The organism is Cellulosimicrobium sp. EB106-03-01-XG111 (genome assembly GCF_058792115.1).
The window spans coordinates 335,859-347,508 of sequence record NZ_JBYTEQ010000002.1 but is presented as its reverse complement, the minus strand read 5'-3'; the positions used below and the strand labels follow the sequence as shown (position 1 = coordinate 347,508).

Annotated in this window: 12 protein-coding genes and 2 tRNA genes; 8 read left to right on the top strand and 6 right to left on the bottom strand. The window is 75.1% G+C overall.

Annotated features, from left to right (window positions below; genetic code table 11):
• Window positions 1–4: 4 nt before the first annotated feature.
• Entirely contained in the window at window positions 5–1,225 is a 1,221-nt protein-coding gene (locus tag AC3WT4_RS03625) for a heparan-alpha-glucosaminide N-acetyltransferase domain-containing protein (protein WP_492314739.1), read from the bottom strand.
• Window positions 1,226–1,354: 129 nt separating this feature from the next.
• Between AC3WT4_RS03625 and AC3WT4_RS03620 the strand changes: the two genes are divergently transcribed.
• From AC3WT4_RS03620 to AC3WT4_RS03600, 5 genes are all read left to right on the top strand, one after another.
• A complete protein-coding gene (locus tag AC3WT4_RS03620) occupies window positions 1,355–2,245 on the top strand; it encodes a methyltransferase domain-containing protein (protein WP_083385369.1) in 891 nt (296 codons plus the stop codon).
• Window positions 2,246–2,276: 31 nt separating this feature from the next.
• Window positions 2,277–3,059 carry a fumarylacetoacetate hydrolase family protein gene (locus tag AC3WT4_RS03615; protein ID WP_108048496.1) on the top strand — a complete coding sequence of 261 codons (783 nt, stop codon included), beginning with the start codon at window positions 2,277–2,279 and terminating at the stop codon, window positions 3,057–3,059.
• Between the two features lie 2 nt (window positions 3,060–3,061).
• The gene (locus AC3WT4_RS03610) at window positions 3,062–3,328 is read left to right on the top strand and encodes a hypothetical protein (protein WP_257417387.1); all 267 of its coding nucleotides are present in this window, start codon (window positions 3,062–3,064) and stop codon (window positions 3,326–3,328) included.
• 66 nt (window positions 3,329–3,394) lie between these two features.
• The gene (gene gltX, locus AC3WT4_RS03605) at window positions 3,395–4,897 is read left to right on the top strand and encodes a glutamate--tRNA ligase (protein WP_492314738.1); all 1,503 of its coding nucleotides are present in this window, start codon (window positions 3,395–3,397) and stop codon (window positions 4,895–4,897) included.
• Window positions 4,894–5,682 carry an HAD family hydrolase gene (locus tag AC3WT4_RS03600; protein ID WP_492314737.1) on the top strand — a complete coding sequence of 263 codons (789 nt, stop codon included), beginning with the start codon at window positions 4,894–4,896 and terminating at the stop codon, window positions 5,680–5,682. The genes gltX and AC3WT4_RS03600 overlap by 4 nt, the downstream gene beginning before the upstream one ends.
• Before the next feature lie 206 nt (window positions 5,683–5,888).
• Here AC3WT4_RS03600 and AC3WT4_RS03595 read toward each other — a convergent pair whose 3' ends face one another.
• Window positions 5,889–7,157, bottom strand: a complete 1,269-nt coding sequence (locus AC3WT4_RS03595) for a YeiH family protein (RefSeq protein WP_492314736.1) — start codon at window positions 7,155–7,157, stop codon at window positions 5,889–5,891.
• A gap of 69 nt (window positions 7,158–7,226) precedes the next feature.
• On the opposite strand from AC3WT4_RS03595, the gene AC3WT4_RS03590 reads away from it, so the two are divergent.
• Window positions 7,227–8,150: a LysR family transcriptional regulator gene (locus AC3WT4_RS03590; protein ID WP_492314735.1), complete on the top strand. Its 924-nt coding sequence runs from the start codon at window positions 7,227–7,229 to the stop codon at window positions 8,148–8,150.
• A 9-nt stretch (window positions 8,151–8,159) separates the two neighbouring features.
• On the opposite strand, the gene AC3WT4_RS03585 is transcribed toward AC3WT4_RS03590, so the two are convergent.
• Window positions 8,160–8,855 (bottom strand): hypothetical protein, encoded by a 696-nt coding sequence (locus AC3WT4_RS03585; protein ID WP_492314734.1) that lies wholly within the window; start codon window positions 8,853–8,855, stop codon window positions 8,160–8,162.
• A gap of 202 nt (window positions 8,856–9,057) precedes the next feature.
• Here AC3WT4_RS03585 and AC3WT4_RS03580 point away from each other — a divergent pair.
• Both AC3WT4_RS03580 and AC3WT4_RS03575 read left to right on the top strand, forming a co-directional pair.
• A tRNA-Gln gene (locus tag AC3WT4_RS03580) sits at window positions 9,058–9,129 on the top strand.
• A gap of 100 nt (window positions 9,130–9,229) precedes the next feature.
• Window positions 9,230–9,302: transfer RNA gene (locus AC3WT4_RS03575), tRNA-Glu, on the top strand.
• Between the two features lie 207 nt (window positions 9,303–9,509).
• Here the strand turns inward: AC3WT4_RS03575 and AC3WT4_RS03570 are convergent.
• The 3 genes from AC3WT4_RS03570 to AC3WT4_RS03560 form a co-directional block, all read right to left on the bottom strand.
• Complete coding sequence (locus tag AC3WT4_RS03570) at window positions 9,510–10,472, bottom strand: PH domain-containing protein (protein ID WP_492314733.1); 963 nt, start codon at window positions 10,470–10,472, stop codon at window positions 9,510–9,512.
• 2 nt (window positions 10,473–10,474) lie between these two features.
• Window positions 10,475–10,642 (bottom strand): hypothetical protein, encoded by a 168-nt coding sequence (locus AC3WT4_RS03565; RefSeq protein ID WP_167405768.1) that lies wholly within the window; start codon window positions 10,640–10,642, stop codon window positions 10,475–10,477.
• Window positions 10,643–10,820: 178 nt separating this feature from the next.
• A complete protein-coding gene (locus AC3WT4_RS03560) occupies window positions 10,821–11,540 on the bottom strand; it encodes an IclR family transcriptional regulator (RefSeq protein WP_034654517.1) in 720 nt (239 codons plus the stop codon).
• Window positions 11,541–11,650 lie beyond the last annotated feature (110 nt).

The following is an 11,650-nucleotide window of genomic DNA, read 5'->3' as shown; positions in this document are numbered from 1 at the left end:
GACCCTACGTCGGCCCGCGCGACGACGTGACGGCGGAGGCGCGCACCGCGACGGACGCGACGAGCCGTTCCAGCGGGCCGCGGCCGAACGCCCAGCGCCACAGGGTCGCGGCCCCGAGCGTCGCGAGCACGAGCCAGAGGAGCGGCCCGTTCGTCGTCTGCTCGTACGCCGCGTCGCCCCAGGCCCACAGGACGACGATCTGGGCCGAGTAGACCGTGAGCGCCATGGCACCGACCGCGGCGACGGGGGCGAGCACCCAGCGACCCACGCGGCCCGCGAACAGGCACAGCCCGAGCACCGCGACGGCGAACCCGCCCGACCCCACGACCTCCGGGAGGGTGTCCGTGTGCGGGCCCGCGAGCCAGAGGTAGGCGCTCGTCGGCCACGGGTCCGCCCACCCGAGCGGCTCCGGCCGGTACGCGCTCGACCACACCGCGGCCGCGTCCTCCACGGCCTGCGCCCCGCCCAGAGGACCCGTGAGCGCCGCCGAGACGCCGTACCCGAGCCCTGCCGCGAGCAGCCCGCCGCCGACCAGCGCGACGCGCGTCGTCCTCGCGCCGAGGTCGGACCGGCCGATCGCGATCCCGACGAGCACGTACGCCATCCACACGACCGCCGGGTAGTGCCCCGAGACGAGGAAGTCCGTGAGCGCGCCCGACCCGTCGTCCGGCAGGTGGAGCCCGGCGCGCGCGAGCACCTCCGGGAGCCACAGCGCGAGCACCGGGCCCACGACGGCGACCGCCCCCGCGAGGAGCAGGAGGTCCCGGCGCCGCCAGCGCAGGAACGGCAGCGCGAGCACGAAGTAGGCGGCGTAGAAGCCGAGGATCAGCAGGACGCGCGTGCCGAGCAGGTCCAGCAGGCCCGCCAGGGCGACCAGGAGCACCGCGCGCACGAGGACGCGGGTGCGGTTCTGCAGCGCGGGCAGCCCGTCGAGCGGGGTGCGCCCGCCCGAGACGAGAGCGAGCGACACCCCGGCCACGAGCGCGAAGAGGACCGAGGACCGCCCGTGGGACAGCGAGAGCCAGCCGGAGACCTCGCCGAAGTCGTCCGTCGTGAAGCCCACGTGCGCCGCGAACATCCCGAGGACCGCGACCCCGCGCGCGACGTCGAGCCCCGTGACGCGGCCCGGCCCGCCGAGCAGGAGGGCGGCGTGGCGCCGCGCGAAGCCCACGGAGGACCGGGCGGGGTCGCCCGAGGCGGAGGTCGTGCCGGTCGCGGCCGTCATGGGGGGATTGTCCGCGCGCGGGCGCGCTCCCACCCCGCCGCCACGCCGGGGACGAGCCGCGCGGGGACCACGCGCCCAGAGTGTGAGAACGGGGTCGAGAACGCCGCACCCGCGGCCTACGGTGCGGGTATGACGCACACCCCCCACGGCGCCGACGAGGCCGCCGAGCACCACGCCGACGCCCCCACCGGGGCAGGCAGCGACCCCGCGCAGGAGTCCGAGTCGTACACCCACGGCCACCACGAGTCCGTGCTGCGCTCGCACCGCTGGCGCACGGCCGAGAACTCGGCCGGCTTCCTCTTGCCGCACCTGCGCCCCGGCATGAGCCTCCTCGACGTCGGCTGCGGCCCGGCCACGGTCACCGTCGACCTCGCCGACCGCGTCGGCGACGGGCGGGTCGTCGGCGTCGACGCGTCCGAGGCTGTCCTCGACAGCGCACGCGAGCTCGCCGCCCAGCGCGGCACCGCGAACATCACGTTCCAGCACGCGAACGCCTACGAGCTGCCGTTCGCCGACGGCACGTTCGACGTCGTCTACGCGCACCAGCTCCTGCAGCACCTGTCCGACCCGATCGCCGCGCTGCGCGAGATGCGACGCGTCACGAAGCCGGGCGGGCTCGTCGCCGTGCGCGACGCCGACTACGCGGCCATGACCTGGTACCCCGAGTCGCCGGGGCTCACCGAGTGGAACACGCTCTACCACGAGGTCACGCACGCCTACGGGTACGAGGCCGACGCCGGCCGTCGCCTCTTCTCCTGGGTGCAGGACGCCGGGTTCCCGCTCGACGGGATCGAGCCCAGCGCGAGCACCTGGTGCTACGCCACCCCCGCCGACCGCACGTGGTGGGGCGGGCTGTGGGCCGAGCGCTGCGTCGCGTCGAACTTCGCCGTCCAGGCGAAGGAGTCGGCGCTCGCGGACGACGTCGCGCTCGAACAGCTCGCGCAGGACTGGCTGCGCTGGGCCGAGGAGCCGGCGGGCTGGTTCGCCGTCCTCAACGGCGAGGTCCTCGCCCGCGCGTGATCGTGCGGGCACGGCCGGATAGCCTGGGCCTGTGCGCATCGCGAGATTCACCACCGGAGACGACCCCCGCTACGCCCTCGTCCAGCAGGAGGGGGACCGCACGTACCTCGCGGTCCTCACGGGCGACCCGCTCTACATGCCCGTCACGCCGACGGGCGAGCGTGTCGAGCTGGGCGACGGCGTCCGGCTCCTCGCGCCGGTGATCCCGCGCTCCAAGGTGGTCGCCGTGGGCCGCAACTACGCGGACCACGCGAAGGAGATGGGCAACGACGTCCCGACGAGCCCGCTGCTGTTCCTCAAGCCGAACACGTCGGTCGTCGGCCCGGACGACCCGATCGTCCTGCCCGACTTCTCGCAGGAGGTCTCGTACGAGGCCGAGCTCGCAGTCGTCATCGGTCGCCTCGCGAAGGACGTGTCGCCTGAGGCCGCGCCGGCGTACGTGCTCGGGTACACGGTCGCGAACGACGTCACGGCGCGCGACGCGCAGCGCACCGACGGCCAGTGGGCGCGCGCCAAGGGCTTCGACTCCGCGTGCCCCCTCGGGCCGTGGATCGACACCGACCTCGACCCCGAGGACGTCGGCGTCCGCAGTCGCGTCAACGGCGAGGTCAAGCAGGACGGCCGCACGAGCGACATGATCTTCGACATCCCGTTCCTCGTGTCGTACGTCTCCGAGGCGATGACCCTGCTGCCCGGCGACGTCATCCTCACCGGCACGCCCGCCGGCGTCGGGCTGATCGACGTCGGCGACCGCGTCGAGTGCGAGGTCGAGGGGCTGGGCGTCCTGAGCAACCCGGTCGTCCGGCGCGGCTGACCGTGGGACGCGGTCCGGGCCGCGCCGTCGCGCGGTGGGCGGGCTGGGGTGCCGTCGTCCCGTGCGCGGTCGTCCTCGTGCTCGCGGTCCTCGCGATCGCCTCGGGGAACGTGCCCCCGGGGGAGGTGCTGGCGTACGCCGTCGTCCTGGCGATCATCCTGGTCCCGGGGTGCGCGCTCGCGGGCGCCGCCCTCGGGGCGGCGGTCGTGGCGACGCGGTCGTGGCGGGCCGGACGCGCGGGAGGCGCGGCGGGGACGGTCCCGGACTGAGACGAGGACGGGCCCGACGCCGGACGCCCGGGCGGCGGACGGCGTCGGGCAACTAGGCTGGGAGCCGTGATCCCCGCACCTGGTTCCTCGCCCGTCCGCGTCCGCTTCTGCCCGTCCCCGACCGGGACGCCGCACGTCGGGCTCATCCGTACCGCGCTGTTCAACTGGGCCTACGCGCGGCACACCGGCGGCACGTTCGTGTTCCGCATCGAGGACACCGACGCCGCGCGCGACAGCGAGGAGAGCTACCAGCAGCTCCTCGACGCGCTGCGCTGGCTCGGGCTCGACTGGGACGAGGGCGTCGAGGTCGGCGGCCCGCACGAGCCCTACCGGCAGTCGCAGCGCGCGGACATCTACCAGGACGTCATCGCGCGGCTCGTCGAGGGCGGGTACGTCTACGAGTCGTTCTCGACCCCGGAGGAGTCCGACGCGCGCAACGCCGCCGCGGGGCTCAAGACGAAGGGCTACGACAACTTCGACCGCACCCTCACGGACGAGCAGAAGGCCGCCTTCCGCGCCGAGGGCCGTGAGCCGGTGCTGCGCCTGCGGATGCCGGACGAGGACATCACCTTCACCGACGTGGTGCGCGGCGAGATCACGTTCAAGGCGGGCTCGGTCCCGGACTACGCGCTCGTGCGCGCGAACGGGCAGCCGCTCTACACGCTCGTGAACCCGGTCGACGACGCGCTCATGGGCATCACGCACGTGCTGCGCGGCGAGGACCTGCTGTCCTCGACGCCGCGCCAGATCGCGCTGTACCGGGCGCTGCTGGAGATCGGCGTCGCGCACGTCATGCCGGAGTTCGGCCACCTCCCGTACGTCATGGGCGAGGGCAACAAGAAGCTCTCCAAGCGCGACCCCGAGTCGAACCTGTTCCTGCACCGTGAGCGCGGGTTCACGCCCGAGGGCCTGCTCAACTACCTCGCGCTGCTCGGCTGGTCGATCTCGCCGGACCACGACATCTTCACGGTCACCGAGATGGTCGAGGCCTTCGACGTGCACGACGTGCTGCCGAACCCGGCGCGCTTCGACCTCAAGAAGGCCGAGGCGATCAACGCGACGCACGTGCGGATGCTCGCGCCGGAGGACTTCCGCGACCGCCTCGTCCCGTACCTGCACGCGGGCGGGCTCGTGCCGGCGGACTCGTTCGCCGACCTGTCGCCCCGCAACCAGGAGATCCTCACGGCGGCCGCGCCGCTCGTCCAGGAGCGCATGGTGCTGCTGGGCGAGTCGATCGGGATGCTGGGCTTCCTCTTCACGGCCGACGACGCGCTCACGGTCGAGGACGACGCGCGCGGCGCCCTGCGCGACGACGCGAAGGACATCCTCGCCGCGGCGATCGCCGCGCTCGACGTGCTGCAGGACGACGAGTTCGTCACCGCCGCCATCGAGGAGCGCCTGCGCGACGCGATCGTCGAGGGCATGGGCGTCAAGCCGCGGTTCGCGTTCACGCCGCTGCGCGTCGCGCTCACGGGCCGCCGCGTCTCGCCGCCGCTGTTCGAGTCGATGGAGCTGCTCGGCAAGGGCTCGACGCTGGAGCGCCTCGTGCGCCTGCGGGACGCGCTGTGACCGACGCCGTGGCCTCGGCGGCCGCGCCGCTCGAGGGCGTCCTGTTCGACGTCGACGACACGCTCGTCGACACCCGCGCCGCCTTCGCCGAGGCCATCGCCGCCGCGTCGCGGGTGTGGTTGCCGCACCTGCCCGAGGAGCGCTACGACGACGTCCTCGCGCTGTGGCGCGCCGACCCCAACGGGCACTACCGCGCGTACACGCGTGGTGAGGTCGACTTCGACGCCCAGCGCATGGCGCGCGCCAACGAGCTCCAGGCGGCGTTCGGCGGCGAGCTGCTCGACGACGCGGCGTACGTCGACTGGAAGGACCTCTTCTGGGGCACGTTCGAGGCGTCGTGGACGGCGTTCGCCGACTCCCGCGGGGTGGTCGACGCGCTCGCGGGGGCCGGGGTGCGCGTCGGCTCGCTGACGAACGCGCGCGTCGAGCTCCAGACCCGCAAGCTCGCGGCCGCGGGCCTGGCCGACGTGCCGCTGCTCGTCGGGGTGGACACGCTCGGCTTCGGCAAGCCCGACCCGCGCGTGTTCGCCGAGGCGTGCCGTCGTCTCGGCACCGACCCGGCCCGCACGGCGTACGTCGGCGACGAGCTCGACGTCGACGCGCGCGGCGCGCTCGCGGCGGGCCTCGTCGGGGTGTGGCTCGACCGTCCCGGCACCCGCCGCGGCGGCCCGCACCCGGAGGACCCGACGTCCGCCCGCGCGTCGGGCGTGCACGTCGTCCACGGCCTCGACGACCTCCCCGCGGCGCTCGGCGTCGCGGCCACGGAGGCCTCGGCGCCGAGGTAGAGCCACAGTCGTACGAGCCGCGGCCGAGGTCGCGCGAGGCAGCGCCGCAGCCCCGCGAGGCAGAGCCCTGGTCCCGTGAGGTAGAGGCCCGGTCATGACCGGACCTCTACCTCGCGAGACCGGGCCTCTCCCTCGCGATACCGGGCCTCTGCCTCGCGATACCGGGCCTCTGCCTCGCGAGACCGGGCCTCTCCCTCGGGGGGCGGTCAGGCGAGGAGCAGGACGCCCACGAGGGCCGTCGCGGTGACGAGCACCGCGGACAGGGCGCCGAGCACGAGCGACCGCCGTCCGGTGCGCACGAGGGTCGGCACGTCCACGCCGAGCCCGAGGGCGAACATCGCCGCGACGAACGCGAGCGTCGAGGCCGTGACGAGGACGGCGAGCACCGGCGCGGGCACCACCCCGAGGCTGCGGAGCGCGACCGCCGCCACGAACCCGACGACGAACCACGGCACCGGGGCGACGCGTCGCCTCCCGGCCCCCGCACCGGCCTCCGAACCGGCGCCCGCGCCGCGGGACTCGCCGTCGTCCGCCGCGGACGACGACGCGGCGTCCGACGCCCCGAGCGCGCCCGTGGCCGCGAGCGCCGACGCCGCGCGTCGGGCCCCCCGAGCCACTACGACCCCGGCGACGGCGACCAGCGGCGCGAGCAGGGCCACGCGCGCGAGCTTCGCGACCGTCGCGGTGGCGAGCGCCGGCGCGGAGATCGTCCCGGCCGCGGTGACGACCTGCGCGACCTCCTGGACGCTCGCCCCGATCCAGAGCCCGGCCCGGTCGTCGGTGAGCCCGAGAAGCCCCGCGAGCCACGGGAGCACGACGATCGCGAGCGTGCCGTAGACGGTGACGAGCGCGAGCGCGGTGGCGACGCCGTCGTCGTCCTCGCGCACCTCGTCGGGGGTGCGCCCCGGCCGGTCCACGACGCCCTGCATCGCGGAGATCGCGGCCGCCCCGCACACGGAGAAGCCGGTCGCGACGAGCAGCGTCGTCACGCGCGGCACGCGCAGCACGCGGCCGAGCGCGAGCGTGCCCGCGAAGGTGACGGCGAGCGTCGTCGTGACGACGACGAGCCCGCGCCAGCCGAGCCCCAGCACCTCGGGGAGCGAGAGCTGGAAGCCGAGCAGCACGACGCCCACCCGCAGCACGACGCGCGACGTCCACGCGACGCCGGGACGCGTGGCGGCGACCGTCGCCGCGCCCCGACGCGTCGTCGCGAGCCGGCCGAGCACCGGGGCGACGAGCGCGCCCAGGACGAGCGCCACGACGAGCGGGGAGACCGTCGGGACCAGGCGCGCGCCCGCGAGCACGAGGAGCGTCGCCGCGCCGACGAGCACGAGGCCGGGGACGAGGGCGCGCGGTCCGCGCGGCGCACCGGGGCGCCGGTCGGGTGCGGGCGCCGGGGGAGCGGCCGTGGCCGCCGGGACGCCTCGGGTCGCGAGGGCCTCCGTGCGGGTCGAGGGAGGTGCAGGCTGGGTCATGCTTCCAGCGTGCTGCGGCCGGTGCGGCGGCAGAAGAGCGACTTCCCTCGCGAGGCATAGAGTGGACCTATGGCCCCGACCGCCCGTGACCGGACGTCCCTCTCCGCGCTCGAGCTGCTCGTCGCGACCGACTCGCACGGGTCGATCAGCGCCGCCGCCCGCGCGCTCGGCGTCGCGCAGCCCACCGCTTCGGCAGGCCTGCGCGTGCTCGAGCGCCGCCTCGGCCTCGACCTCCTCGAACGCACGACGCGCGGGTCCCGGCTCACGGAGACCGGCCGCGCGACGGCGGCGTGGGCCCGCGAGGTGATCGAGGCCTCCGACCGCTTCGAGACCTCCGTCGCGGCGCTGCGCGACGCCCCGGCGGCCCGGGTGCGCGTCGCGGCGAGCCTCACCGTCGCGGAGTACCTCGCGCCGCGCTGGCTCTCCCGGCTCGCGCTCGAGGGGGCGCCGGGCAGCGCGTCTCCCGACGTCGAGCTCGTCGTCCGCAACTCGCGCGAGGTGACGGACCTCGTCCTCGACGGCGGGGTGGAGCTCGGGTTCGTCGAGAGCGCGACGCTGCGGCGCGGGCTGCGCAGCCGCACCGTCGCGCACGACCGGCTCGTCGTCGTCGTCGGCCCGGCGCACCCCTGGGCACGCCGCAGCGCCGTTCGCGTCGACGAGCTGCTGTCCGGGGGGCTCGTCGTGCGCGAGCGCGGCTCCGGGACGCGCGAGACGCTCGAACGCGGCCTCGCGGCGCTCGGGGAGCGCCTGCCGGACCACCTGCCCTACCTCGGCTCCACGGCCGCGCTGAAGACGGCTGTGCAGCACGGCGGGGCGGTCGCCGTGCTGTCGAGCCTCGCCGTCGCCGACGATGTCGCACGGGGTGCCCTCGTGCGCGTCGCGGTGCCGGGGCTCGAGCTGGACCGTCGGCTGCGGATGGTCTGGAAGGACGGCACGGCGCTCTCCTCGGCCGCGCGCCGGATCGCGGCGGCCGCGGCCGCGTCGTCGGGCTGACGAGCAGGTTCAGCCGGGTGCGCCCCCGCGCACGGTCGCGTCCCAGCGCCAGCGCGTGCGCCGCGGCCGGCCCGGGAGCTCGCCCCGGCCGGTCGCCCAGAGGAGCACCGCGTCGGGCTCCTCGTCCGAGCCCGTCTCGACGTCGGGGAACAGACGGGTCAGCGCCCGGTCCGCCAGCCCCGGGGGGAACGGGGTCGGTGCGTCCGTGAGCCCGAGGAGCACGTCGTGGCCGTGCACGAGGACCTCGACGACCCCCATCGCCGCGAAGCCGTCGGCGTCCGAGACCCCGTACGGGTGGAAGGCGCGCGCGTCCGGGGGGCGCGTCTCGGCGAGCGTCGCGAGCAGCTCCCCGCCGCCGACGAGCGCCTCGACGAGCCCCTCCGTCCCGGACGCCCGGTCGACGTGCGCGATCTCGCCCTCGCCCCGGGGCCCGACGAGCGGCACGTACGCGAGCGTGGGGAGCGCCGCGAGCTGGAGCGCGTAGGCGAGGAGGTCGTCGACCACGTGCTCCGTCGTCGTCCAGCACGACCAGCGGACCGGGCCGGCCTGCGCGTCGAACGCCGACACGGGCTGGTCGACGAGGCGGTCGGCGAGCCACCGGACGGCGACCCGGACGTCCTCGCCCGTGACGACGTCGGCTGTGCGCGGCGCATCGACGGGTCGAGGCGTCGGCGGGCCAGGGTCGAGGAGGTCTCCGGGGGGCATGCCCTGACGGTGCCAGACGGCGCCCGTGCGCGTCGACCGTGCCACGCGCGCGTCGCCGCACGGCTCGGGTGTCGGAGGTGCATTTGGTCCGCGTCGGCATGTCCGGTAATGTTCTCGGCCGGTGGGACCTCCACGGGAGGGAGCCAGGGGACGGGTCTCGGACTCGTCTCAGCGGCTTCCTGACGCGGATCGGTTACCCCCTTGGGGTATGGTGTAATTGGCAGCACGAGTGATTCTGGTTCACTTAGTCTAGGTTCGAGTCCTGGTACCCCAGCGAAGAGCTCCAGCTCTGGATCGAGCGGTCAAGACCGCGAGAATCATGAGGTAGAGTTCTCACCGGAGAAACGGACCGGAAACGGTACGAAGCTCCACAGGCCCCCATCGTCTAGCGGCCTAGGACGTCGCCCTCTCACGGCGGTAACACGGGTTCAAATCCCGTTGGGGGTACAGAAGAAGGCCCGGTCACCATCACGGTGACCGGGCCTTCGTCGTTTCTTCGGTAGTTCGCTGATCTCCGGGTGATCGCGGGTGCGCAGCGACCGACGCGCCCGGTGTGACGTACGTCGCGGGGCGACCGCCGCCGGGGGAGTCGCGGGGCGACCGGCACCGGGGGAGCCGCCGGCCCCGTCCGCTCCGGCTCCCGTGCCGGCGGGGTCAGGGTGCGCCGTCGCGGCTGGGGCCGGGCTCGTACGGCTTCGGGATGGGGGTCGACGACGGGCGCGCCGGCGTGACGGGGACGTACGTCGCGCGGTGCTCGCCGGACACCGTCCAGCCCTGCTCGTCCTCGCCGGGGCCTGCCGGTCGGCCGTCGGGACGCGGGGTGTCCCGTCCCGCATGGGCGTCGCCCGTGACGGGGATCGGCTGCGTGGGCCCGCTCGACACGCCGGCGGACCGGCCGGGCACGACGACGACCCGCGGGTCCGTCGGGAGCGGCGCCGGGGCCGGTGGGGTCGTGGCGGCCGGGCTGTGCCCGACCCACGCGGGCGCGGGCTCGACCGGTGAGGGCTCGGCGGGCTGCGGCGGGCGCGGCGCGGGCGGCGGCACGGTCGCCGGCAGCGGGCCACCCGTCGTCGCGGCGGCCCCGCCCGGGCCGACCGGCGCTGCGCCCGGGCGGGCGCCCGGGATGAACAGCGTGTCGCACAGCAGGCGGTAGGTCCGGTCGGGGCGCGCGACCCAGTCGATCTGGCGCAGCGCCTGGTCCTGCCCGGCGGACTCGAGCAGGAACTGCCCGTAGCCCAGCACGCGCCCGACGAGCGAGCGCCCGTAGTTCATGTCCGTCACCTTGGTGAGCGGCATCATCGCCACCTTGTGCGTGATGAGGCCGTAGAGCAGGAGCAGGCGCTTGTCCGTGGCGACGAACCACTCGTTGCGCCACTCGAAGACCTTCCACACCAGGCGGGCGGCGAGGATCAGCCACAGCCACCACAGCACGAGCACGCCGTCACCCACCGCGGGGCCGGCCTGCACGACGAGCCAGGAGATCACGACCGCGCCCGCGACCGTCGTCGCGGCGGGCTCGAGGAGCATCCCCCAGTGGTGGCGCGTCGCGATGACGACCCGCTCGCCGTTGAGCACGTAGCGGTCCAGGATCCTGCTGCGAGGTCCGCCGCGGGCCACGGTCAGTCCAGGAGCGAGCTGAAGAACTGGCCGATCGAGCGGAACGCCCCGACGATCACGTCCCACACGCCCTCGACGATGTCGGCCGCGCGGTCCGGGCTCGTGACGATCGCGTACACGGCGAAGATCACGAGGACCCAGATCAGGGCTGCCTTCAGCTTCGGGTGCATCGGAACTCCTCGTGTCTCGGGATCGGACGGTCAGCGGTCGCCCCCGCGACCACTGCGCTGTCCGGGCGTCGGGGCACGCACAGCATGGCAGCAGCCGGGGACATTTTGACAGGGCGCGTCCCGTTTGCGGCCCGCGGCACGCCGACGCCGGCCCGGTACGGGCCGGCGTCGGCCCGGCTCACTCGCCGGCGCGGCGGAGGACCTCGGTGAGGCGGTTCGCCGCGGCCACGACGGAGCCGGAGTGCAGCCGCCCGGGCTGGCGGCTCAGGCGCTCGACCGGGCCCGAGATGGAGACGGCGGCCACGACCCGGCCGGACGGGCCGCGCACGGGCGCCGACACCGACGCGACACCGAGCTCGCGCTCGGAGACGGACTGGGCCCACCCGCGGCGTCGGACGCCGGAGAGGATCGTGGCGGTGAAGACGGCCTCGCGCAGCCCGCGGTGCAGCCGGTCCGGCTCCTCCCACGCGAGGAGGACCTGGGCGGCGGAGCCGGCGTTCATCGTGAGCGTCGCGCCGACGGGGATCGAGTCGCGCAGACCGACCGGGCGCTCGGCGGCCGCGACGCAGATGCGGTGGTCGCCCTGGCGGCGGTAGAGCTGGGCGCTCTCGCCCGTGTGGTCGCGCAGCGCCGTCAGCACAGGGTTCGCTGCGGCGAGCAGGCGGTCCTCGCCGGCCGCGGTCGCGAGCTCGTTGAGCCGGGGGCCGAGGACGAACCGGCCCTGCATGTCGCGCGCGACCATGCGGTGGTGCTCGAGGGCGACGGCGAGGCGGTGCGCCGTCGGGCGGGCCAGGCCCGTGGCCGTGACGAGCTGGGCGAGGGTGGCAGGTCCGGACTCCAGGGCGCCCAGGACGGAGGCCGCCTTGTCCAGCACTCCGACTCCGCTAGTATTGTCCATAGGTCGATATTGACGTCTCACGCACTGAGATGCAAGTCCGGCACGGATGTTCCACCCGCTGGACGTCTTCCCCGGCAGGATGCCGGACGGCGGACCATCGACCCAGGCGG